This window comes from Dyella kyungheensis (genome assembly GCF_016905005.1).
GTDB classification, from domain to species: domain Bacteria; phylum Pseudomonadota; class Gammaproteobacteria; order Xanthomonadales; family Rhodanobacteraceae; genus Dyella; species Dyella kyungheensis.
On sequence record NZ_JADIKC010000004.1, the window covers coordinates 32119 to 53067 of the forward strand.

General features: G+C 62.3%; 26 protein-coding genes. 17 read left to right on the top strand and 9 right to left on the bottom strand.

The features are described from left to right. Positions 1 to 164: 164 nt before the first annotated feature. Complete coding sequence (locus ISP20_RS10070) at positions 165 to 1106, bottom strand: alpha/beta hydrolase family protein (protein WP_204635967.1); 942 nt, start codon at positions 1104 to 1106, stop codon at positions 165 to 167. 376 nt (positions 1107 to 1482) lie between these two features. Between ISP20_RS10070 and ISP20_RS10075 the strand changes: the two genes are divergently transcribed. From ISP20_RS10075 to ISP20_RS10085, 3 genes are all read left to right on the top strand, one after another. Further along, positions 1483 to 1827, top strand: a complete 345-nt coding sequence (locus tag ISP20_RS10075; protein ID WP_204635968.1) for a hypothetical protein — start codon at positions 1483 to 1485, stop codon at positions 1825 to 1827. Positions 1828 to 1965: 138 nt separating this feature from the next. Continuing rightward, positions 1966 to 2307, top strand: a complete 342-nt coding sequence (locus ISP20_RS10080; protein WP_204635969.1) for a HigA family addiction module antitoxin — start codon at positions 1966 to 1968, stop codon at positions 2305 to 2307. A 10-nt stretch (positions 2308 to 2317) separates the two neighbouring features. Next, on the top strand, positions 2318 to 2683 hold the full coding sequence (locus ISP20_RS10085) for a hypothetical protein (RefSeq protein ID WP_204635970.1): 366 nt from the start codon (positions 2318 to 2320) through the stop codon (positions 2681 to 2683). A gap of 245 nt (positions 2684 to 2928) precedes the next feature. On the opposite strand, the gene ISP20_RS10090 is transcribed toward ISP20_RS10085, so the two are convergent. Beyond that, positions 2929 to 3129 (bottom strand): hypothetical protein, encoded by a 201-nt coding sequence (locus ISP20_RS10090; RefSeq protein ID WP_204635971.1) that lies wholly within the window; start codon positions 3127 to 3129, stop codon positions 2929 to 2931. Positions 3130 to 3548: 419 nt separating this feature from the next. Next, positions 3549 to 3896, bottom strand: coding sequence for a hypothetical protein (locus tag ISP20_RS10095; RefSeq protein WP_204635972.1), 348 nt, complete (start codon positions 3894 to 3896; stop codon positions 3549 to 3551). 38 nt (positions 3897 to 3934) lie between these two features. Between ISP20_RS10095 and ISP20_RS10100 the strand changes: the two genes are divergently transcribed. Next, entirely contained in the window at positions 3935 to 4717 is a 783-nt protein-coding gene (locus ISP20_RS10100) for an AAC(3) family N-acetyltransferase (RefSeq protein WP_204635973.1), read from the top strand. A gap of 298 nt (positions 4718 to 5015) precedes the next feature. After that, on the top strand, positions 5016 to 6059 hold the full coding sequence (locus tag ISP20_RS10105; protein WP_204635974.1) for a YbbN family protein: 1044 nt from the start codon (positions 5016 to 5018) through the stop codon (positions 6057 to 6059). Between the two features lie 431 nt (positions 6060 to 6490). On the opposite strand, the gene ISP20_RS10110 is transcribed toward ISP20_RS10105, so the two are convergent. Both ISP20_RS10110 and ISP20_RS10115 read right to left on the bottom strand, forming a co-directional pair. After that, positions 6491 to 7087 (bottom strand): TMEM175 family protein, encoded by a 597-nt coding sequence (locus tag ISP20_RS10110; RefSeq protein ID WP_204635975.1) that lies wholly within the window; start codon positions 7085 to 7087, stop codon positions 6491 to 6493. A 107-nt stretch (positions 7088 to 7194) separates the two neighbouring features. Then, entirely contained in the window at positions 7195 to 8187 is a 993-nt protein-coding gene (locus ISP20_RS10115; protein WP_204635976.1) for a restriction endonuclease, read from the bottom strand. A 196-nt stretch (positions 8188 to 8383) separates the two neighbouring features. On the opposite strand from ISP20_RS10115, the gene ISP20_RS10120 reads away from it, so the two are divergent. The 3 genes from ISP20_RS10120 (at position 8384) to ISP20_RS10130 (ending at position 9975) form a co-directional block, all read left to right on the top strand. Then, on the top strand, positions 8384 to 8701 hold the full coding sequence (locus tag ISP20_RS10120) for a hypothetical protein (protein ID WP_204635977.1): 318 nt from the start codon (positions 8384 to 8386) through the stop codon (positions 8699 to 8701). A gap of 79 nt (positions 8702 to 8780) precedes the next feature. After that, complete coding sequence (locus tag ISP20_RS10125) at positions 8781 to 9311, top strand: DUF6630 family protein (protein ID WP_204635978.1); 531 nt, start codon at positions 8781 to 8783, stop codon at positions 9309 to 9311. A 346-nt stretch (positions 9312 to 9657) separates the two neighbouring features. Further along, positions 9658 to 9975, top strand: coding sequence for a hypothetical protein (locus tag ISP20_RS10130; RefSeq protein WP_204635979.1), 318 nt, complete (start codon positions 9658 to 9660; stop codon positions 9973 to 9975). Here the strand turns inward: ISP20_RS10130 and ISP20_RS10135 are convergent. Further along, entirely contained in the window at positions 9962 to 10549 is a 588-nt protein-coding gene (locus ISP20_RS10135; RefSeq protein ID WP_204635980.1) for a TetR/AcrR family transcriptional regulator, read from the bottom strand. The genes ISP20_RS10130 and ISP20_RS10135 overlap by 14 nt on opposite strands. Positions 10550 to 10661: 112 nt before the next feature. Between ISP20_RS10135 and ISP20_RS10140 the strand changes: the two genes are divergently transcribed. From ISP20_RS10140 to rsgA, 5 genes are all read left to right on the top strand, one after another. Further along, positions 10662 to 11306, top strand: a complete 645-nt coding sequence (locus tag ISP20_RS10140; protein WP_204635981.1) for a glutathione S-transferase family protein — start codon at positions 10662 to 10664, stop codon at positions 11304 to 11306. Between the two features lie 50 nt (positions 11307 to 11356). Next, the gene (locus ISP20_RS10145; RefSeq protein WP_204635982.1) at positions 11357 to 11710 is read left to right on the top strand and encodes a YciI family protein; all 354 of its coding nucleotides are present in this window, start codon (positions 11357 to 11359) and stop codon (positions 11708 to 11710) included. Positions 11711 to 11794: 84 nt separating this feature from the next. Beyond that, positions 11795 to 12313 carry a PH domain-containing protein gene (locus tag ISP20_RS10150; RefSeq protein WP_204635983.1) on the top strand — a complete coding sequence of 173 codons (519 nt, stop codon included), beginning with the start codon at positions 11795 to 11797 and terminating at the stop codon, positions 12311 to 12313. 72 nt (positions 12314 to 12385) lie between these two features. Continuing rightward, a complete protein-coding gene (locus tag ISP20_RS10155) occupies positions 12386 to 12775 on the top strand; it encodes a hypothetical protein (RefSeq protein WP_204635984.1) in 390 nt (129 codons plus the stop codon). Between the two features lie 280 nt (positions 12776 to 13055). Then, the gene (rsgA, locus tag ISP20_RS10160) at positions 13056 to 14114 is read left to right on the top strand and encodes a ribosome small subunit-dependent GTPase A (RefSeq protein WP_204635985.1); all 1059 of its coding nucleotides are present in this window, start codon (positions 13056 to 13058) and stop codon (positions 14112 to 14114) included. A 114-nt stretch (positions 14115 to 14228) separates the two neighbouring features. On the opposite strand, the gene ISP20_RS10165 is transcribed toward rsgA, so the two are convergent. Then, on the bottom strand, positions 14229 to 15104 hold the full coding sequence (locus ISP20_RS10165; protein ID WP_204635986.1) for an endonuclease/exonuclease/phosphatase family protein: 876 nt from the start codon (positions 15102 to 15104) through the stop codon (positions 14229 to 14231). An 85-nt stretch (positions 15105 to 15189) separates the two neighbouring features. On the opposite strand from ISP20_RS10165, the gene ISP20_RS10170 reads away from it, so the two are divergent. The 4 genes from ISP20_RS10170 (at position 15190) to ISP20_RS10185 (ending at position 18435) form a co-directional block, all read left to right on the top strand. After that, on the top strand, positions 15190 to 15585 hold the full coding sequence (locus ISP20_RS10170) for a GFA family protein (protein ID WP_239535647.1): 396 nt from the start codon (positions 15190 to 15192) through the stop codon (positions 15583 to 15585). 134 nt (positions 15586 to 15719) lie between these two features. Further along, complete coding sequence (locus ISP20_RS10175) at positions 15720 to 17270, top strand: methyl-accepting chemotaxis protein (RefSeq protein WP_204635987.1); 1551 nt, start codon at positions 15720 to 15722, stop codon at positions 17268 to 17270. 84 nt (positions 17271 to 17354) lie between these two features. Then, on the top strand, positions 17355 to 17603 hold the full coding sequence (locus ISP20_RS10180) for a hypothetical protein (RefSeq protein WP_204635988.1): 249 nt from the start codon (positions 17355 to 17357) through the stop codon (positions 17601 to 17603). A gap of 253 nt (positions 17604 to 17856) precedes the next feature. After that, positions 17857 to 18435, top strand: a complete 579-nt coding sequence (locus ISP20_RS10185; protein ID WP_204635989.1) for an OmpA family protein — start codon at positions 17857 to 17859, stop codon at positions 18433 to 18435. A 72-nt stretch (positions 18436 to 18507) separates the two neighbouring features. Here ISP20_RS10185 and rho read toward each other — a convergent pair whose 3' ends face one another. Together rho and trxA are read right to left on the bottom strand one after the other, a co-directional pair. Continuing rightward, complete coding sequence (gene rho / locus ISP20_RS10190; protein ID WP_204635990.1) at positions 18508 to 20256, bottom strand: transcription termination factor Rho; 1749 nt, start codon at positions 20254 to 20256, stop codon at positions 18508 to 18510. A 182-nt stretch (positions 20257 to 20438) separates the two neighbouring features. Then, positions 20439 to 20765 carry a thioredoxin TrxA gene (trxA, locus tag ISP20_RS10195; RefSeq protein WP_204635991.1) on the bottom strand — a complete coding sequence of 109 codons (327 nt, stop codon included), beginning with the start codon at positions 20763 to 20765 and terminating at the stop codon, positions 20439 to 20441. Positions 20766 to 20949: the final 184 nt, after the last annotated feature.

The window sequence follows — 20949 nt, forward strand, 5'->3', positions numbered from 1 at the left end:
GGCAAACAGGACGGAGATAGCTGGGTCCCGTCGCCATTGTTCGAATCAACCAACAAATGGGGTCAGAGCACTTTCCAGGCCTGCCTCGTGGCCGAATCTTCGCCACGCAACCTAGTTCCGAAGCGGTGCGCTTCCAGAGAAGTGTTCCGCCCCTTTGCTCTGACCTACTTCGCCCCGGCAGCCGCCACCGGCTTCCCGTCGATAAAGTTATGAACCGCCGCGATGGTAGTGCCGGGCGCTTCTTCCATGAGCCAGTGACCGGCCTGCGGAACGACCAGCTCGGTGACGTTGGTGGCGGCATTGCGCATCACAATGGCTTCGTTTGCGCCGAACGACTTTTCGCCGCCGATCGCGAGCACGGGTATCGTGAGTTTGGTCGCCATGGCCGCCTGGTTATCTTCGGCGTCCTTGCGAATGGCGCGGAACTGCGCGAACGCATCGTGCATGGCGTTCGGTCGGGCGTAGAGCTCGGCGTAGTGCTGGCGGGTGGCTTCGTCCACTTTCGGTGGATCGCCGGCGAACTCGTTCCAGAAGCGGTCCAGGTAGATACGTTCGCGGCCGGCAACGAGGCGCTCCATATCCGGGCCTCCGAAATCGAAATGCCATAGCGCAGGCCAGCGCACGATCTGGTCCCACGGCGGGATGCCGGGCACGGGGGCATCCATCACGACAAGGCGATCGGTCTTGTCCGGATAGCGGGCGGCATAGGCGTACGCCACCATGGTGCCGATGTCGTGCCCCACTACGGCCGCGTGATCGATGCCCAGCTTGGTCAGCACGCTGCGAATATCCGCGGCCTGTGTGCGCTTGTCGTAGCCGCTTTCGGGATGTGAGGACAGGCCCATGCCACGCAGGTCGGGCACGACGACGGTGTGATTGCGCGCCAGGTCGGCCGCCAGCGGCGCCCACATGTCGCCGGTGTCCCCAAAGCCATGCAACAGGACGACGGCGGGCCCTTTCCCGCCAACGCGAACGTGGATCGTGGCCCCGTCCGTCTGGATGTCCTGGACGCGGAACGATGGCGGAAAGGGTTGAACGGCTGCAGCAACGGGCAAGCTGGCACCCGCGAACAGGCACGCCAAAAGCATCAGGCGAATCATCAGCATGACTCCCTCAGGAAAGACCGGATCAGTGAATGCCCCAGAGGACCGCGGCCATAGGCTCGCCGGTCCGGGCGTAGTTCAAGGCAGGCCGCGTTATCTGGACGTGATCAAGGCGCCGAATAAAGGGGACGGGGCAGGGGAATGGTGCTGACACCTAGCCGGCCTTGCGCCGTCACGCCTCACCTCACCCAGGTAGACACCCATCTCGCCGATCCCTGACAGACGATGCCAACCCTGCTTGCTACGGTCCGTCAGTCACTCGCGCTGTCGTGTTGCACGGCCTCGCGAATGACCATGACTACCAAGTCATGAGGCGCGGGCCGTGAGTGCGACAACACCCACGACCCGCTAACCATCACCAACTTATAGAGAGTTGATCATGGCTATCCGCGATCATACGGTACGCATTCGCGCGTCCGTTCCCCCTGGCGGCACCCTCACTCCTTCGCCTGACGGCCCGCCATCCACGACTGTGGCGTGGCCCGAAGCCCTGCGTCATGCCACGCGCGGTGACATCGCCCTGGCGGTGCTCGCCCTCACGCGCTTGCGTATCGACAGCGAGCAGTGCCGCCACGCTCAGGCGCGAGGATTCCCCGGCAGACCGCTGTCATGGCCGCTTCCCGTGGCCGTCACGGCCAGCCTGGGCACGGCGATTCACTGCCTCCAGCAATACGCCCGCCTGCTCGGTGACGAGCCTCGAGTGAACACCACACGCCTCCGATGATCGCCGTTTCGGCGCATCGGCCGGCATGGCGATGCGCCACATTCGGGCGATCACCGACGAAGCCACCAAGCATTCACTGACACGGAGCGCTGTAAGCGCTGATCCGCTGCACGGCCGTGTCCGACAGGGAGAACAGCCATGGAACTGATCCAGCTCACCCCGCACTCGGAAGTAGACCCCTCGCAACCCCTGCGAGCCCCCGGCGACATCCTGCTGCACGCCTACCTGATCCCAAGCGCACTCAACCCCGCCCAACTCGCCCGACGCACCGGCATACCCGCTCACCACATCAAAGCCTTCATCGCCGACACCCAACCCATCACGCCAAAGATCGCCTTGCGCCTTTCGCTGACCTTCGACACCACCGCGTTTTATTGGCTGGCGCTTCAAGCGCGCTACGACTTGGAGAAGGCGAAGCCGGTGATCCGCGCTTATCGTCCTCTCGTGGATGACGGTCCGCTAACCACGACCAACTACTAAGGAGTGGATCATGGCCAGATCCAAACCTACGGCGCGCAAACGCCGCAACGCCGCACCATCCCACCCAAGCAAACCCGTCAACCCGTTGAGCCGCCGCTACTGGATCTTCGACGAGTTTCCAGAACCGGCACAGCGCCTGGCGGCCACCAGCGCAACGCTTGCTGAAGCCATTCAAGCCGTGTCCTGCGTGCTAGCCAATAGCGAGGCCTACCGGGTCATCCAGGAAAGCTCGTCCGGCTATCCGCCCGCCAACTTGCCACTCTCTCCCGCGCTGGCCGAGGGCCTGTTTGCAGCGCTCTACATGTTGAACGAGCGGGCTGCGGAAATTGCGTGGGAAATGTTGGAGCCTGACACCAGGATGGAGGGAGCTAAATGACATCGCCTCCGTCCCGTTTGTAACAGCAGTAACAGCAGGGAAGGCGCTGGTTGATTGCCATCACCACTGCTCCGATTAACCACCTCCGTCCCGCTTGCTCTTGCCTCAGGTCAGCGCGCCTTCGCCTGCTGCACCAGCGCTCGTCGCTTGCGTTACAAGTAATGGTGGCACCGTCTGCACGCGTCAGAACTAAATAAGAAAAAGCCCCCATCGAGGTGGGGGCTTTTTATGCAGTTAGGCATCTCTCAATGCCGCGCTGGGCGAAACAAACGTTCCCCTACGTACGTGAGGCCCTGCACGACTAAGCCCAGAGCGATCAACATCCAAAGACCGGTGCCGCGCTCCATCACCGAAGACGGGCCGATAAGCACCGCATAGAGCGCGAGAGCGCACCAGGCCACGAAGCTGAAGAAGGCAACGCGGAATCCAAGAAGTTTCCATTTCATGAGGCTGCTCCTAAACCGTGATCTTGTGGGGATGCTACGCCGCAACGCCATGAGGGAGCAAGATTTTGCGCCGCCCCGCAGTTCCAGCCTCTCCTCACAATCTCGATCCCGACAAGCGGGACGATTCTGACAAACGGAACGGAGGTAGTTAAATCGCACCGCCATTGTTCGAATTAACTTCCTCCGTCCCGTTTGCTCCGCCAACCACCGCTCCCTCCTGCACTCGCCGAGGGCCTGTTTGCGGCGCTCTACATGTTGAACGAGTAGGCGGCGGAAATTGCGTGGGAACTGTTGGAGTCGGAGGAGGGGAGTTCGGTGGGCGATTGAAGGCGCTCACCGGTGGTGGTGGCGACAAGAAGGAAATGGGCGGCGCATTCGCGACCGCCCATCAGCCCAGCAAGAATCGGGTGGGTCACTTTTCACCGCTCGGGAGTGAATTCTTTGGTCCATCCCACAGGCTGTGCGCGATAGAAATTCAGCATGGTGTCGGCCAAGCTGGTAAATGGATTGGCTACCGGCTTCATTACCAGATAGCGCCCGCCCGTCAGCTCACGATGGGGCTGCCGAGGGTTGTCGAGCGCGTCGACCGTCGTTGCCTGGTAGACCACGGAAGTGTTGTTGGGCCCGTCTACCGCGAGGAAGTAGGTTCTGGAAATGGTGTCGGGGACAATTAGCGGCCCCCTTGTTGGCTCTCTTTGTAGCAAGAGGAAAAACGCGCTGACGTTGTCTCGGGGATTGAGAGTGGCGGGTGCGACTCTGGCCGTCATTTCTGAATGGATCGGATGAAAAAACTATGGCTTCTACGATGGCAAAGCCTATTGACAGCGCATTCATCCAAAACGCGCTCACGATCCTCGGCATACCGCGTGGCGCTGCCGTCGTCGTCCATTCCTCGCTATCCGCCTTCGGCGCCGTCAATGGCGGAGCTCAAGCCATCGTCGATGCGCTTCTGCACGCCATCGGCGAGTCCGGCACCCTGGTCGTGCCGACCTTCACCCCTCAAGTCTCCGATCCTCACCCGCAGTCGCCTTCGTTCGATGATCCGCAGATCATTCGCGACCGCCAGAGCGTGCCCCTCTTCCACGAACATCTGGCAACCCCCATGGGGGCGGCACCCAATGCAGTGCTGGCGCATCCCGATTGCCAGCGCGGCCGCCATCCGCAAGCATCCGTTGCTGCAATAGGCGCCAGGGCTCGAGAGATCACGGAAGACCAGCCCTTCATCTATGCACTCGGCAAGGATTCGCCGTTCGAGAAGATGTATCGGTTGGGCGCCTACATCCTGTTGCTAGGCGTTGGCCACAATCGCAACTCGTTTCTGCATTACGCCGAGTCGTTGGTTGCCAATCATCGAACCAAGCTCCGTCGGTTTCCCTACATGATCGGAAACGAACGTGTGTGGGTGGAAGTTCCGGACGTGGGTGACGACAACGGAAAGTACTTTCCGCAGATCGGTGCGGAAGCCGAGGCTGCGGGTTTGATTCGCAGCACGATGATTGGGTCTGCGCGTTGCCAGCTTATGGAGTGCGTGCCGTTTGTGGACTTTGCGAGGTCGCGGTTGGAAGCGCTGCTTGTCGGTAACCTTTAATAAGCTCAGAGCTTATTAAAGGTTACGAGCATGCGGCGCGGCGACGACAGCCGCAACGATCGGCGATATCTGATCAAGCTGCCTTACTAACCTGACTGCTGCGGCGCGCTCCCGCTGGCGACAGTTGGTCGCCTTCCTCGGAAAAAATAGTGCCAGAGCGCGCAGGTGCGAGCGTACGCGTGCAAGGTTCTATGGCTACGTCTGATTCAGTGTCGGGCGAATTGTTTGTCTTTCTCCATGGCGGTATCCGGTAAATCTCCGGCGCTGGCCTCGATCTGCAGATCGGGAGATTCCGCTGATGACTGTTCCAACTTTCATCCCATGGGAGATGGCAATGACGATACGCTCGAATTCTGCGGTCACGGTTCTTGGCGTGCTGAGACCAACGAGCAAGAATCCCATGCACGACGCCCGGTTCATCGCCAGGCCACTTTCATGGATCGCGCTGACACTTCTGATGATCTTTCATGCGGGGGTGGCCACGGCGCAGGATGTACCGCGAGCCGCAGCCATCGCCCGGCTATACGACCGCTTCCAAAAGGCGGAGGCCGCATTGGATGCGGTACCGCCAAGTGCCCGTTCGGCAGCCATGACGGAATTCTATTCGGCGAACATCGCGAGCCAGCAGAAGACGTCAGTCTTGCAGGAACTGCCCTCGGACTCAGTTGATCTGTTGTTTCGTGCCACCTACGACACGGCGTTCTACACGCTTGATCGACGCTACGTACAAGACCTGCAGGCCGATCTCGATCGGCTGCGTGCGCTGCACGCCGATGAACTGCATCATTACCAGGATCTGTACGTGACGCTGGTTGGCGTGCGTGACTTCGCCGCCGCTCGTGCCGTGCTTGCCAGCCAGCCGACGGCGAGCAGTGAGCCTGCTCCGACCATCGTTGGCGCGCTGGTCGACGGTCGAGGGCCGTCGGCTCTGGTCCTGAGCGAAGACGGTTCGTCGGCTAGCCAACGGCCCATCAGGTTGAGCGGGGCGGTCGATATCGTGGTGATCGGGCATCCGCTGTGCCACTTCTCCCGCGATGCGGTGGCGGCCATCGAAGCGGATGCTCGCCTGAAGGCTGTGTTCGCCAGTCACGCCCGTTGGCTGATGCCCCAGGATGGCCGCATGCGACCTCGTACCGTCGCCGCGTGGAATGTCGCGCACCCTCTTGCCCGCATGGACTACATCTACCGACAGGGTGATTGGACAGCCATCGATACGTGGTCAACGCCCACCTTCTACTTCTTCAGGAACGGAAAGCCCGTGGGCAAGCTCAGCGGGTGGGCGCCGGGCGGCGAGGGCGAGCGGGCGCTGCGCGGTGAGCTGGAAAAGCTGGGGTTGCACTGACTGACAGGGAGGTTTGACCTGTGCGTGGTGCCCGCGCGTTCAAGTCGCGGAAACATGGGTACCGCGAACTGAGCGAGCAGATCGCGCAAACGCCTTGGACGCTGCTGGAGTGCGAGGAGGCGGATTCAGTGAGCGAGGACGGGTGGTTCCCTGTCCGTGCAAACCCCAGAAAAGGAAATGGGCGGCGCAAATGCGTCCGCCCATCAGTCCAGCCAGTTCCGCCGTTAGGCGGACCGTTGGTGCTCCGCCAGTAGGGCGGTCGCATGCTTGGCCGAATCGTCCTGCCGACTCGGGAGCAATTTCAGATTAAGCGACCAATCGTTGCGCCATCATCAGGAGAACCTTAGTAAGTCGTAAAAACGCAACCCGTTTTGCATGAATTTGCGGATTCGGGCGGCCTGGGTCATCTCAAAGCAGATTCCTGGGGCACCCTACGCGGGCGAATCCAAGTCGGTCTTCTCGAACGGATCAGGCCGGCAATACAGGATCAGAAACGAAGCCAGCAGGCCAAGCCGCAGGAACGGCGGGATAACGGCCACCAGCGCGGCGACAAAAAACACCGCCAACATGATCCACGCCCGGTACCAGTGCCGCCTCCGGGAGCGCGGGTCCATGCCGTCCGGCCGGTGGGAATAGCTTTCCCGCATCAACACCATGTAGGTGGCCTGCACCAGAAAAAACACCGAGGCATAAAGCGTCAGCGGAAAGGTTGCCAGTTCGCTTTCCGCCAGCCAGGCGGTGGTGAAGGGGATGAACGAGATCGCAAACAGGTTGGTGAAGTTGGCCAGCGCCAGGGTGCCCGTCAAATATTGCGCGTGCCGCAGCGTCGCGTGATGATTCAACCAGACGACGGCGATGAAGGCATAACTCACCGCGTAACTGATCAGGTCGGGCCACAAGCCAAGCAACGCCTGCAGGTTGTGGCCGCTGGGCGGTTTGAACGCCAGCACCATCACGGTGATGATGACCGCAAAGACGCCGTCGGAGAGGGCGTAGAAGCGGGCTAGTCCTTCCTTTGCCTTAGCCATGACGTTGGCCAGTTTGAGGTTTGCCGCATGGTAATCGTCATCGGTTGGGGGCGGAAGCGTGTGGTCGGATCTAACGTGAATGCCTACACCCCGGCTTGCGGCAAACTTCAATGGGGTGGCGGTGCCTCCAGTTCGGGCGTGGTCTTTTCCATGATTTTCATCGCCTCGCGATTGCGTTTTTCCCAGTCGCGAAGTTCCTCACTGGACATAGGCGCGGACGCTTTGTAGATCTTTTTGGTTGGCTGGGTGGCTACGGGTGCAGGAATGGGGTGCGCCATGGAAGCGGTGGGCAAAAATGTCGCTGGTGCCTTCGCGTCGTCGACCGATGATATCGACCGGCCGGTGGAAGGAGAGGACGGCTGTGACTGCCGGCTGGGCAATGCAAATGCAATCAGCAGGCAGGCTGCAAGGCTTCCCGCGAACAGCAGGGGGTTGTCCAAAGGGCCGTCAGGCTCCTTCTTGGCCTGCAAGCGCGTGACGGTAGAAAGCAGCGTTCGGCCATCGATGAGTTCGATAGGCTTGTTACGTGCAAAGGCTGCGGCATCCGGCGTATAGCCGCCGAGCGCCACGATCTTCACCGCAGCTGCGTCCTGGTCGACCAGGATGCCAAACATTTCACGTACGACCTGCACGCCGACCCGTTGGGCGCGCCATTGCTTGCACTGGACAAGGATCTTCTGGCCATTCTTTCGAAGTACCAGATCCACGCCTCCATCGGCGCCGCCCTGTCCCGTCTCCTCCGCGGCGTAACCCTGCTGCCGAAAAGCTTCGCCGACTAACAATTCAAACGTCCGCCAGTCCATGCTGCGCAGGCTATCCATGCCTGTTTGAGCGTCCAGCAACTGGCGGCGTTTGCGTCTACTGAAGAACGATGCCGCCGACGCCGCGCAAAAGGCGACAAGAATGAGCCAGGCGAAGGGTGCAAGCATCCCTGTGGCGGCGACTTTGCCAAGTCCGGATAGAAATGGGTTGTCGCTGGATCTCCATATCCAGTTCAAGCCGTATTGAATGCCGATAAACGCCAAGAATCCGAGCACGATGCCCGCTGGCCAAACCAGCGTGGCGACAAACTCGATGCCACTTTCCCTGCGCTTCGGCATAACTCCCCCTGAGTCGTTAGCACCGCTTATTCTTAGAATAGTGACCGAGCTCGCGCGAAGGGCAACGAGTCCGGGGTGATTGAATCCGATAAGCAGAATCGATTGCCACTCGGCTGATCGATGTAGGCTTGCGTGCGCTGCATGGCGAAGAGACCAGTTAATCAGTAAGCGCTCCGCGCTAAAGAACGGGTGAACGATGAAACGTGCGCTATCGCTGCTGATCACGGTCCTCGCTTTGTTCGTGGTGCCGCTATTGGCGTACATGCAAGGAGAGTCGGTGATACGGATGCAGCTGCAGGCTCAAGGTTGGGCGTGCGGTATGCCGATCCTGGGTTTGTATCTCCAGGCGCTGTTGGTGTCGGGGTGTCTATCCGTCGTGGCTTTGGTGCTCGGCGTGCTTGCGTATCGGCAGCTACAGCCGCCCAGGCCTAAGCGGCGCCTGCTGGAGCTGGCCGTCGTTGCTCTGCCGTTGCTACTGGCAGCGCTGGGCCTGCTGGGACTCATTTTCGGCTGATAGAAGGACATTTCCGCCGGCGGTTCTCGGAGACAGTCGGGGGTGAGATGATGTCCTCCTGACCCTGGATGCCCCCGCCATGAACTCCTCCGACGACGATTTCGACACCACCCAGCCCTTCGACGATGACGACGATTCGCTCGACGCCAAGGTGTGGCAGCTCCTGCTGCTGATCAATCCGGGCGATGACGACGCGGCGTTTCAGCAGTTCTCGGGTTATCGCGAGGCGGTGGCGGAGCTATCCGAAGACGAGATCGATGTGGCTCAGGTGATCGGGCAGGTGGCGGATTGGCGGGCCACGTTCCATGTGGATGCCGACGACACGCGGGCGCTGGTGCAGGCGATCGATGAGCTGGCGGCGCGCTGGAATTTGACCATCGATTGGGATGGCGATACGGACGAAGACGAATTTCATGCCGATATCGATGCCGCCGATTTGATTGGCACCGCTTACGACAATCTCGCGCCGCACGGTTACACGTTGTGGGTGCGCGATACGGACGATGACAGCGTGGCGGGGTGGATGTCGTTGAGTCGCGATATCGAGCCGATGCGGGAGTTGGCGCCGGAGCTGGGGATTCATCTGCATCGTGGTAACGAGATCGGGTGAGGGTGGCTTGCTCGCGGGGTGTTCTTGAGGGGCGTTTTGGAGTTGTGACGGAGAGCGTCGCGCACAGGGTGCGCTCCCACATGGGATCTCCACACTCGATCGAATATCCTGTAGGAGCGCACCCAGTGCGCGACCAACGTGCCTCACCCTGCAACCGTCTTCGTCGCAGTTCGAACCGCAAGCGCGTATGGTGCGAGGCCATCTGCATCCGGCCATCGCCATGACCCCCTCTGCCCCTTTCCCCTACGCCGTTTTCTTCGCCGATCTGCAGGGAGCCGACGGCCACGCTGCGCTGGCGCGCGTTCTACCGGGGCGGGGCGATGCCGGTGCCCTCACGGAGGCTCTGATGGCACTCCTGCGGGCTCGCAAGGCCACCTTGCAGGCAGCGTTCGACACAACCCTGGCGGCCGACGAATTGCGCCGTTATCAAAAGTACGCCAAGCCGGGGAAGCCGTCGGCGCATATCGTGCAGTTGCGGCAGAAGCAGGCCGCTGCGCGCCAGGCCAGCAGTCTTTCGAGGCAGTCGTTGATCAAGGCGGCAGCCGCGTTCGTGCGTGAGGCGGGTATCGAGGTTCCCGAGCGGGTGGCCATCGATGAATTCATCATCCACTGGATCGACGCGAACGTGCCCAGGGACAGCGGCGCCGACGCTACTCCGTCTTGAGCAACGCCAGCGCCTGATGCCGAGCCGAAGCACGCAGCGACCTGCGCAATTCCGGATCGTTGGTGGTGCGCGCCAGCACCATGCCGCCCACGCATAGCGAGACCATGGCATCGGCGCGCCGGTCCGCATCGCGCATGCCATTGAGCGCCACGCGATAGATGTGCCGCATGCCGCGGATCAGATCGGTATAGGCTTGCTGCGGTTCCAGCCCGGCGCGCGCTACGTCGGAAGGTAGTGCATAGAGCGGGCAGTGCATGTCGATGTTATCCAGCACTTCGTCGCTGAGATAGAGATCGATCAGCATCTGCGCCATCTGTTTTGGATCGTCGATGGCCTCCGCCGACTGCGCTGTTTTCACGGCGAACGGATTGCAACTGGTGAAGCTGGCGACGGCGGCGGCGTAGAGCTCGTCCTTGCTGTCGAAGTGGTGATAGAACGCGCCGCGGGTGAGCCCGGCGGAGGCCATCACCTGGTCGATGGTGACCTGTTCGAAACCGTGGCGATTGAACAGGCGCCGCGCGGATTCGACCACGCGTGCCCGCGTCTGCACCTTGTGTTCAGGACTGTAAGGCATGGCTGCAACCTCCGTGGGACAGGTATAGCAGGCGCTTAAATTATGTTCTTTAACATATTTTGCGGCCGGGTAAGGTGGTCGCCGGTAACCGAACCCCGTAGCGGAGGAAGGCATGCAGATCTACTGGATCAAGGCCCAGGCGCCGCGCCGTGTGCTGGCGCTGGTCAAGCATCTGGGCATCGAGGCGCAATGCATCGAGCTCGACCTGATGGGTGGCGGCCTGAAAACGCCGGCCTATACCGCGCTCAATCCCAATCGCAAGGCGCCCACCCTGGTCCATGGCGATACGGTGCTGTGGGAGTCGTCCGCGATCATGGCGTACCTGTGCATCAAGCACGGCTCGGACATGTGGCCGGCGCGCGACCCCGCCGAACAGGTGGAGGTGCTGCGCTGGCTCTCGTGGAACGACCAGCATTGGGCGAGTGCGGTGGCGCCGTTCTACTTCGAGCATGTGGTGAAGGCGACTTTCCATATCGGCGAGCCCGACGAGGCGGAGATGACGGCGGTGATGCCCGATCTGAAGAAGTTCGCGGCCGTGTTGAACCAGCATTTGGAGGGCCGGCCATTCGTCGCCTGCCACCGCCTCACCATCGCCGACTTCCAGCTCGCTTCGATGGCTTGCGAGTGGCGGCGTTCGCAGATGCCACTCGGTGATTATCCGAATGTGGTGCGCTGGCTCGATGGCTTGATGCAATTGCCGGCCTGGGCCGACCCGTGGCCAGCCGCCGCTGCCAAGAAAGAAGGCGCCTTGGCGTAGGACTGAAACGTGATGTTGGCACTATCCGTCCATTCACCCAGGAGGCAACCATGAAACAGTTTCTCGCGGTCTATATCGGCTCGGAAGCGACGCACAAGGCATCGGGCTGGGATGAGTTGAGCGAAGCGGAGCGGCAGGCGCGGACGCAGCAGGGCATTCAGGCCTGGGGCGCCTGGGTGCAGGCGCATAAGGATGTCATCGTCGATGTTGGCGCGCCGCTCGGCAAAACGCTGCGTACCTCCAAGAGCGGCATCGAAAGCATCCGCAACCAGATGACCGGCTACACCGTGGTGCGGGCCGAATCGCAGGAGGCGGCAGCCAAGCTGTTCGAGGGCCACCCGCATTTCTCGATCTTCCCGGGCGATTCGGTGGAAATCATGGAGTGCCTGCCGCTGCCCGGGTAAGTCTGGGCTGGGTTAGCCGTACGCTCAGCCAGTTTGCAGCCGCAGGCCGCATAATCCCCACGGGACTAACCAGTGGGGTGAGAGATGGACGAGCAGCGTAAGCCGTGTCCGGCCTGTGGCGAGATGATCATGGCCACGGCGCACAAGTGCCGGTTCTGCGGTACGGATATCGATGCCTATGTGGCGGCGCGTGAGGCCACGACGGAACGGACTCTTTTCGAAGGGCATCCGGCAGTCGTGTATTCGGCGGGACAGTACCTGCTCATCGTCGTCACCCTCGGCATCGCCTTGCTGGTTTACTGGATCCGCAGTCTCTCCACGCGTTTCACCATCACCACGCAGCGCGTGCGCATCGAGCGAGGGCTGTTCTCCAAGATGCAGGACAACCTGGAACTGTTCCGCGTGGACCACATCGACCTGCACAAGCCGCTGGGGCAACGCTTGCTGGGCTACAGCACGGTGCATCTGCATTCGTCCGATGCGGGCATGACATCGGTGTACCTGTATGGTATCCCGAACCTGGAGGCGATGGCCGATACGCTGCGCGATTGTTCGCTGCGCGAGCGCTCGCGTCGGCGGGTGTTGCCAGTGGAGCAGATGTAAAGATGGAACGCGCAGGCGGGTGCCGCCCGCTCTGTGGTGTGACCGACCCATGCAGGCAGGGAGCTGGCGGATATGGATGACATGTGGGCCATCGGTCTTTTCGCTCTGCTCGCCATCGTGTCACCGGTGGTCGGTTACTACTTGTCGTCGCGGGGGCTGGACAATGGCATGCAGGCATCCTTTGCAGAACAGACGATTCCCATAGACGATGAGGAAGTGCCTGCCGGCAAAGTCACCGTGCTTTATCGCTCGCGCACCTTTCTTGAGAAGTGCGCTTGTAACGCGTCTTGGATTTGTCGAGGCCCCCACAATGCTTACTTATTGGCCATGGTGCAGGGAAACCGTGAGAATGGACGCGGTGCCATGATTTACACGTGGACATGGCGTCGACTCACTGAGGAGCGTGCACGCCACGCGTTGGTCGTCGACAGGGCGGCCTACAAGGCGGCTTTCGGCGACTAGTTTCGAGAGGAAGCATGTCACGCCCTCGGTTTGCGTAACACCTAACGAAAATAAGTACTTGCAAGCCATGCGTGGCGTCGCTACTCTGCGCCTCCCGTCAACCCAGCCTTAGGAGGAAATAACAATGAATGTTGTAGCTGCAGCCTCTGCCGGGTCGTCGCGCTTCTGATGTTCCTGCCAGCCCTCGGCTGGCTCGCGCTTCATTTCTCGTTTCGCACCCCGGCACTTCGTTCGGCCCCTCTTGCGTGGCCGTCGTTTTCTCTGTTCCCAGGGTGTTTCCATGTCTTTTCAGACGTTTTCGCTGCACCAGCTCGGCTGGCGCGCTGAGTACGCACAGCAGCTGACGCTGGCCGATTTCGAGGCTGGCTATCCGGCACGCGTCGCCGCCGTGCATCGCAGTGGGTTGGCCGTGCTCTCTTCGCGCGGTCACGGTTCGGTGGTGCTGCCGCATCAGCTGTCCGACGCCCACGCCAATGTGGCTGTAGGCGATTGGGTGATGGTCGAGCACGATGCGGATCGCGTGCGCTGCGTGCTCGACCGGCGGTCGCTGGTGGAGCGGGTGGCGGCTGGTGGCGATCATCAACGCCAGTCGATTGCGGCCAATCTCGATGTGTTGTTCGTGGTGTCGTCGTGCAATGACGACTTCAATCCCTCGCGTTTGGAGCGCTACCTCACGCTCGCGCTCGATGCGGGCGTGACGCCGGTGATCGTGTTGACCAAGGCCGATATCGGCGAAGGCGTGGCCGGTTATGTCGCCGACGCCGAGCAGCTGATGATCGGCGTTCCGGTGATTGCGGTGAACGCGCTGGACGATGCCTCGGTGGCACAGCTCGAACCGTGGCTGGCGCCGGGCAAGACGGTGGCGTTCGTCGGCTCGTCGGGCGTGGGCAAGTCGACGCTCACCAACCGCGTGATCGGCGAGGCCGAGCAACTGACTTCCGGCATTCGCGAAGACGATGCCCGTGGCCGCCACACCACCACGGCGCGCGAGATGTTTTCCACGGCATCGGGCGCCTGGGTGATCGATACGCCCGGCATGCGCGAGTTGCGCCTGGCGACGGCCGAGCCGGAGTTGGAGACGGTATTCGCCGATGTGGTGGCGTTCGCCTCGCAATGCCGGTTTCGCGATTGTCACCATGATGGCGATGCGGGATGCGCGGTGGAGACCGCTGTTGCCGAGGGTGCGCTGGATGCGCGTCGCCTTGCCAACTACCGCAAGCTGCTGCGTGAAGCAATGCGTGCGCAGCAGAGTCTGCGCGAGCAGCGGGAACAGAGCCGTCAGTTCGGCGCGATGGCGAAGCAGGTGATGCGGGCGAAGCGGGATAGGCTGGGACGGTGATGTATCGCCCCGCCCTCATCATGGTTGCCTTGTGTGGGAGCGCACTTGTGCGCGACAGAGGCTTGCCCAGTCGCGCACAAGTGCGCTCCCACAGAGGGTCGGGCGCGGTTGGTGCTACTTCCAGCTTAGGTCCGTCACCACCGGGAAATGATCCGACGGATAACGCCCATCCTGCTGCGTCGTCACCGTAGCGAAATACGTCGGCTTGAAGCCGCGTTCGAGGATGAAGTCGATGTGCTCGGTCGGGTTGCCGGTGAAGTTGTGGAAGGTCTTTTCCGGGCCTTCGACTTTCGGCGCCACTTTGCGCGTATCGGTCAGCACCTTGGTCAGCTCCGCATAGGTGGGGCTGTTGGCGTCGGTGTTGAGATCGCCGGTGAGGATGAAGGGTGCGTTCGCCGGCAGTGCGGCTAGCCGGCTCACGATTTCCTTGGCGCCTTTGACGCGCGCGGGTTCGTCCTGTTCCTGATAGGGCAGGTGCGTGTTGTAGTAGTAGAAGCGGCGGTGATTGGCTTTGTCCTCGAACAAGGCCCACGTCACCATGCGCGGGAAGGGATGGCCCCAGGTGATGCTGCCGGGTACATCGGGCGTATCCGATAGCCAGAAGTTGCCCGAATCCTTCAGCACGAGTTTGTCCTTGCGATAGAACACACCCATGTGTTCGTCGCTGTGACCACCGCGGCGATCAATGCCGAACCAGGTGTACTCGGGCAGCTTGGAGACGATGTAGTCGCCTTGTTCCTGATGCAGCTCCTGCGTGCCCATCAGGTCGGGATGCTGTTCGCGGATGGTGCGTACCATCAGATCGCGCCGCGCTTCCCAGCGGTTCGGGCCGTCGGCGGCCACGGGCACTCGCACGTTGAAGCTCATCACGCGCAAGGTCTGCGCGGCGAGCGGAAAACTGACCAGGGTGAGCAGCAGGGTGGCGGCAAGCCAGGCACGGGGGAAGGTCACGAGCACGCTCCGTGAGGATGGGTGTGTCGACCGTAGCATGAGCCTTTGCCGATGAGACACCCCCGCCGCAGGCGTCCGCGTATAGTGCGCGCGTCGCCTCGTTCTTCGCACTCAAGACCCTGCCATGCCACAGCGCATTGCCACCTGCAGTTGCCGTCAGCTCATGCTCCGCGCCACGGAAGAGCCCTTGCGCGTCTCGATCTGCCATTGCAACGCCTGCCAGCGCCGCACCGGCAGCGTGTTCGGCGTGCAGGCGCGGTTTCGCGAGAGTGCCCTGGTGATTCGCGGCAACTCGACGGCCTATGTGCGGCACGGCGATTCGGGTGGCTCCGCTACCTTCCATTTCTGCCCGGTGTGCGGCGCCACGGTGTACTACCGGCTCGACTCGGTCCAGGGCCTGATCGGCGTACCCGTGGGTGCGTTTTCCAATCCGGATTTCCCCGCGCCGAGCATCTCGGTGTTCGAGGAATGCATGCACCCATGGATCGCGCTGCCGGACGGCATCGAACACATGGATTGACGCGTTCGCGCGGTTGATGGGCGCTGTGTCGGCGCTGGCTTACCGTGTTGCGCGGACTATTTTCCGTCAAGGGTGCGCCAATTGCGCCGATCTCCCTAACAGGATGAGCCATCCTGATCAGGGAAGTCAGCGCCATGCGTTTCACTATTCGTCTGCGAATCATCGCGACCATGAGCCTCGCTCTGGTGCTTGCCCTGGCGGTAGGGCTGATCGGCCTGTACGGCGTGCGCAGTACCTACGCCGGGGCCGACCGGATGTACCAGAACAACGTGATGTCGATTGTCACGGTCAGTGCTGCGCGCGCGGCGATCGTAGATGATCGCCAGGCGCTCGACCGATCCCTGATCGACCCGTCGCGTCGCGACGCAATCGCGCAGATCAAGCTTGGTCACGACCGCTTGATGACAGCATGGACGCGCTACGACCCGGCCCTCGTCTCGGACGGTGAGGAGCGCACGGTGGCCACGGAGTTCGTCAGCCAGATGGCCGAAACCGAACCCGTCGTGCGCCGCGAGGCCGAGCTGCTCGACGCAGGCAAGACCGACGAGGCGCGTCGGCTGCATGCGAGCAAGGTGGCCGATGCGATGGGGCGCGCCATGGCCATCATCGACCGCCTGAGGCTCATCAACGCGCAGCAGGCGGCAGAGTCCGCGCAAGCCGCCGCGACCAGTTTCCGGCACACCTGGCAGATGGCGCTTGCCGTGTTGATCTTGGCGCTGGCGTTGCTGACGGGCGCGGCTTTGGGATTGATACGTACGATCACGCGCCCGCTCGAACAGGCGCGCAGGCTGGCGAGCGCCATCCAGCAAGGCAAGCTCTGCAACGCCACGGACATCGCAGGCAACCATGAATTCAGCGACACATTGCATTCGCTCGACGCGATGGATCGCCAACTCGCAAGCATCGTCACGCAGGTGCGCGACGTCGCCGAGCAGGTCACGCTGGCCGCCAGCGATCTGTCGCAAGGCACCGATGACCTGTCGCAGCGCACGCAGGAACAGGCGAGTTCGCTGGAACAAACCGCCGCCTCGATGGAAGAGTTGTCGAGCACGGTGAAGCAGAATGCGCAGGGGGCGCGCCAGGCGCGCGACATGGCGGTACGCACGCGCGAGCACGCGGAGGAAGGTCGCGCCATCGCCGGCTCCGCCGTGGACGCGATGGACGCGATCACGCAGGCAAGCAGGGAAGTGGGCGAGATCGTGGCGATGATCGACGAGCTCGCGTTCCAGACCAACCTGCTGGCGCTCAACGCTGCCGTGGAGGCGGCGCGTGCAGGCGATCAAGGTCGCGGCTTCGCCGTGGTGGCGACGGAAGTGCGCAACCTGGCGCAGCGCAGCGGCGCCGCCGCGAAGAACATCAAGTCGTTGATTCAGTACACCACGGAGAAGGTGTTCGAAGGCGCGACGCTGGTGCAGCGCACGGGCGATGCGCTCCATCATATCGCCGGCGACGTGCGCGAGGTGACCACCATCATCGAGATCATTGCCGCTGCCTCCGAGCAGCAGGCCGCCGGTATCGGACAAGTGAACACCGCCGTGATCACGCTGGATCAAGTGACCCAGCAGAACGCTGCCCTGGTGGAGCAAGCCAGTGCCGCCAGCCGCAACACCCTTGACCTGTCTCAGGCGCTGGTGAACCAGGTGGCGTTTTTCAGCCTGCAGGGCCAGCCTGGGTCCCGGCGCTGAACGAATCGAGCGGTCCGATTCAACGCATGACCTGTTCGCGCGTTCCCTGCATGTTCCAACTCAGAGCGGAGCTTCGGGGCACGCATGCAAGGCACGGAATTCGATCGTTGGGCCAGGATCCGGGCGCAGGGAGCGCTCCGCTACGTGCTGTTGAACGGCGTGGTGTTCTACGGCCTGCCCATGTTTCTCATCATGACCTATGTGATTCCCCATCCGCGCCTCACGGTGGCGCAGTCGGCCCTGTTGTGGGTGGCGATCGCCGGCGCCGGCTTCGGTGCGGCCATGTGGATCGTGCAGGAGCGGCGCTTTCGCAAGGTGAGTGGCCGGTCCTGAGCCGTCCGCCGGCCTGTTTTCTCGGTCGTATTCATGCGGTGTTTTGGATTTTTGGCGCATGGTGGAATGGACTGCGGCCATGAGGGGCATGGCTGCGGTTTTCGCGCGCCTGCGATTGGCAAATAGACGTCCAAACAGGCAATTCAGCATATTGGCGTCAGCTTGACGCCCACCGTGCATACTCCTTGTGCGAATGCGCTTGTCGCCCACGGCGGCCAGCGTTGGCGCACCGCTAACGAGAGGAGATATCTACATGGCAATTACCCGCTCTCGCATCGGTCGTGGCGTGGCTGTGCTGTTCGTCGCCGTACTTTGTGGCTGCAGCAACTACGTCAAGAAAAGCGATTACGATGCAACCATCGCGGAGCTGCGTAGCAACGATCAAAAGCAACAACAACAGATCGATGCGATCACGCAGGAGATGCACACGAAGTTTGCCCAATACGACACCCAGATCACGGCCATGGCAGGCCGTATCAGCGTGGACACGATTGCGCACTTCGACACCAACCAGAGCACGTTGCGCGACGAGGACAAGCAACGGCTCGATGATTTCGCCAAGGTGATGAAAGATCACCATGCCAACGCGGTGATCACCGCCGAAGGCTTCGCCGATCCCTCCGGGCCGGCCGGCTACAACCAGCAGCTCGCACTGAAGCGGGCGCAGGCGGTGCGTGACTATCTGGTGCAGACGGGCGGCCTCAACGCCGACCAGGTGCGCGCGGTGGGCTACGGCAAGGTGAGCAATCGCCAGGTCGTGAAGGGTGCCACGGGAGAGCAGGGCATGCCCAATCGTCGTGTGTCGCTGACCACGGATTTCGCGGGTACCTGAGCCTGCGATTGATTCACTGCAAAAGCAAAGGCCGCCCGAGGGCGGCCTTTGTGTGGAGCTATCGACGAGCGATCAACGCTTCATCGAATTGAAGAACTCGTCGTTGGACTTGGTGTTCTTCATCTTGTCGAGCATGAACTCCATCGCGGCCAGCTCGTCCATCGGATGCAGCAGCTTGCGCAGGATCCAGATCTTCGAAAGCATGTCCGGTTCGATCAGCAGGTCCTCGCGGCGGGTGCCGGAGCGGTTGATGTCGATGGCCGGGTACACGCGCTTCTCGGAGATGCGGCGGCTCAGGTGCACTTCCATGTTGCCGGTGCCCTTGAACTCTTCGTAGATCACCTCGTCCATCTTGCTGCCGGTGTCGGTCAGCGCGGTGGCGATGATGGTCAGGCTGCCGCCTTCTTCCACGTTGCGCGCGGCGCCGAAGAAGCGCTTGGGACGCTGCAGGGCGTTGGCGTCCACACCACCGGTGAGCACCTTGCCGGAGCTGGGCACCACGGTGTTGTAGGCACGGGCCAGGCGGGTGATGGAGTCGAGCAGGATCACCACGTCCTTCTTGTGCTCGACCAGGCGCTTGGCGCGCTCGATCACCATTTCGGCCACCTGCACGTGGCGCACGGCCGGCTCGTCGAAGGTGGAGGAGATCACTTCGGCACGCACGGTGCGGGCGATTTCCGTCACTTCTTCCGGACGCTCGTCGATCAACAGCATGATCAGGTGCGCGTCGGGATGGTTGTACGTGATGGCCTGCGCGATGTTCTGCAGCATCATCGTCTTACCGGACTTCGGCTGCGAGACGATCAGGCCACGCTGGCCGCGGCCGATCGGGGCGACCAGGTCCAGGATGCGGCCGGTGATGTCCTCACTGGAACCGTTGCCGCGCTCAAGCTTGAAAGCCTTGCGCGGGAACAGCGGGGTGAGGTTCTCGAACAGCATCTTGTTCTTCGACGCCTCCGGCGGATCGCCGTTGATGTCGTCGACCTTGAGCATCGCGAAGTAACGCTCGCCTTCCTTCGGGTGGCGCACGCGACCGGTGATGTAGTCGCCGGTGCGCAGGTTGAAGCGGCGGATCTGACTGGGCGACACGTAGATGTCGTCCGGGCCGGCGAGGTAGGACTCGTCGGCCGAGCGCAGGAAGCCGAAGCCGTCCTGCAGGATTTCCAGCACGCCCTCGGCCCAGATGCCGCCGCCGGAGCGGGCATGAGCCTTGAGGATGTTGAACACCACGTCCTGCTTGCGGGCACGCGCCACGCCTTCCTGCACGCCGAGCGATTCGGCGAATTCCAGCAGCTGCAGCGCATTCTTGCGCTTGAGCTCGGTCAGGTTGATCAGGCGGTCGTTGCTGCCGGCGTCGGCGTACTCGTCGTCCACCGGCAGGCCGTTGTTGTTGCGGGCGTGCTGCTGGCCGCCACCGCCGCCCTGGCCACCGGGGCCGCGCGGCTGGTTGCGCTCGTGGCGGCGACGACGGCCCCGACCATCACGGTCGTTGCGGTCATTGCGGTTGAAATTCGGGTTGCCGCCGTTCTGGCCGTTCTGCTGCTGGCCGCCCTCGCGGGCTTCCTGCGGCTGGCGCTGGCCACCGTCGTTGGACGCCGAGTCGGCGGCCGGCGCGGAAGCGGGGGCGTGGCTTTCGACGGCGGGCGGTGCGGCGCGTTCCACTGGCGGCAGCGGCGGCATGTCCAGCTGGGCCTGCTTTTCTGCCCTTTCGGCAGCAGCGGCGGCAGCGGACTTGCGTGGTGCACGCGTGCGGGTTTCAGCCACAGGCTTGGCGTCGGCGCTCTTGGCGTCGTTTGAATCTTTGCTTTCGATATCGGACACGGGCAAACCTCTGCGGGGCGCCGTTGAAAAAAGGAGGGAGGGTTGCGTCGCGCGGATGGCGCGGGGGACAGGACTGTCCCGACGAACGTCGAACGAATCTAGCACCCGGTCCGCGGCGGCGTAAAGCGCCGCGGCCGGTAAAGTTCAGAAATATTTTCCTGAAGGGCCTGGATGACAGGCTCTTAGATGGCTTTCTCGATCAGCTGGGTCAGCGCGCCCTTGCTGACGGCACCGATCTGGGTGGCCTCGACCTTGCCGTTCTTGAACACCATCAGGGTCGGGATGCCACGGACGCCGTAGTTGCGGGGCGTCTTCTGGTTGTGGTCGATGTTGATCTTGGCGATGCGCAGCTTGCCTTCGTACTGCTGGGCCAGCTCGTCCAGGATCGGCGCGATGGCCTTGCACGGGCCGCACCATTCCGCCCAGAAGTCGAGCAGCACGGGGGTATCGGAATTGAGCACTTCCTGCTCGAAGGCGTCATCGCTTACATGGGTAATCAGGTCGCTCACCGGGGTCTCCGAAGGTAGCGTATGAGGGTTTCACGACCGCGCGCCCAGCATCGGCTACACTGGGGTGCCCATGAAACGCGGGGTCGTACCGAAAGGAAGTCTTCAAGCCGTTGCGGCAGGCCTCCATTGCAACGTAACTCGGGGCGCGATTCAAGCGATTCAAGGGCGGCCAAGGACGGCTCCG

Coding starts and splice junctions, on each gene's coding strand:
- ISP20_RS10175 (WP_204635987.1), top strand. CDS start 15,720: ATGCGTTTCACTATTCGTCTGCGAATCATCGCGACCATGAGCCTCGCT.
- ISP20_RS10070 (WP_204635967.1), bottom strand. CDS start 1,106: ATGCTGATGATTCGCCTGATGCTTTTGGCGTGCCTGTTCGCGGGTGCC.
- ISP20_RS10150 (WP_204635983.1), top strand. CDS start 11,795: ATGGACGAGCAGCGTAAGCCGTGTCCGGCCTGTGGCGAGATGATCATG.
- ISP20_RS10075 (WP_204635968.1), top strand. CDS start 1,483: ATGGCTATCCGCGATCATACGGTACGCATTCGCGCGTCCGTTCCCCCT.
- ISP20_RS10180 (WP_204635988.1), top strand. CDS start 17,355: ATGCAAGGCACGGAATTCGATCGTTGGGCCAGGATCCGGGCGCAGGGA.
- ISP20_RS10105 (WP_204635974.1), top strand. CDS start 5,016: ATGACTGTTCCAACTTTCATCCCATGGGAGATGGCAATGACGATACGC.
- ISP20_RS10115 (WP_204635976.1), bottom strand. CDS start 8,187: ATGCCGAAGCGCAGGGAAAGTGGCATCGAGTTTGTCGCCACGCTGGTT.
- ISP20_RS10085 (WP_204635970.1), top strand. CDS start 2,318: ATGGCCAGATCCAAACCTACGGCGCGCAAACGCCGCAACGCCGCACCA.
- ISP20_RS10135 (WP_204635980.1), bottom strand. CDS start 10,549: ATGCCTTACAGTCCTGAACACAAGGTGCAGACGCGGGCACGCGTGGTC.
- ISP20_RS10080 (WP_204635969.1), top strand. CDS start 1,966: ATGGAACTGATCCAGCTCACCCCGCACTCGGAAGTAGACCCCTCGCAA.
- ISP20_RS10170 (WP_239535647.1), top strand. CDS start 15,190: ATGCCACAGCGCATTGCCACCTGCAGTTGCCGTCAGCTCATGCTCCGC.
- ISP20_RS10155 (WP_204635984.1), top strand. CDS start 12,386: ATGGATGACATGTGGGCCATCGGTCTTTTCGCTCTGCTCGCCATCGTG.
- ISP20_RS10145 (WP_204635982.1), top strand. CDS start 11,357: ATGAAACAGTTTCTCGCGGTCTATATCGGCTCGGAAGCGACGCACAAG.
- ISP20_RS10095 (WP_204635972.1), bottom strand. CDS start 3,896: ATGACGGCCAGAGTCGCACCCGCCACTCTCAATCCCCGAGACAACGTC.
- ISP20_RS10120 (WP_204635977.1), top strand. CDS start 8,384: ATGAAACGTGCGCTATCGCTGCTGATCACGGTCCTCGCTTTGTTCGTG.
- ISP20_RS10125 (WP_204635978.1), top strand. CDS start 8,781: ATGAACTCCTCCGACGACGATTTCGACACCACCCAGCCCTTCGACGAT.
- ISP20_RS10165 (WP_204635986.1), bottom strand. CDS start 15,104: ATGCTACGGTCGACACACCCATCCTCACGGAGCGTGCTCGTGACCTTC.
- ISP20_RS10100 (WP_204635973.1), top strand. CDS start 3,935: ATGGCAAAGCCTATTGACAGCGCATTCATCCAAAACGCGCTCACGATC.
- ISP20_RS10090 (WP_204635971.1), bottom strand. CDS start 3,129: ATGAAATGGAAACTTCTTGGATTCCGCGTTGCCTTCTTCAGCTTCGTG.
- ISP20_RS10110 (WP_204635975.1), bottom strand. CDS start 7,087: ATGGCTAAGGCAAAGGAAGGACTAGCCCGCTTCTACGCCCTCTCCGAC.
- rsgA (WP_204635985.1), top strand. CDS start 13,056: ATGTCTTTTCAGACGTTTTCGCTGCACCAGCTCGGCTGGCGCGCTGAG.
- ISP20_RS10130 (WP_204635979.1), top strand. CDS start 9,658: ATGGCACTCCTGCGGGCTCGCAAGGCCACCTTGCAGGCAGCGTTCGAC.
- ISP20_RS10185 (WP_204635989.1), top strand. CDS start 17,857: ATGGCAATTACCCGCTCTCGCATCGGTCGTGGCGTGGCTGTGCTGTTC.
- ISP20_RS10140 (WP_204635981.1), top strand. CDS start 10,662: ATGCAGATCTACTGGATCAAGGCCCAGGCGCCGCGCCGTGTGCTGGCG.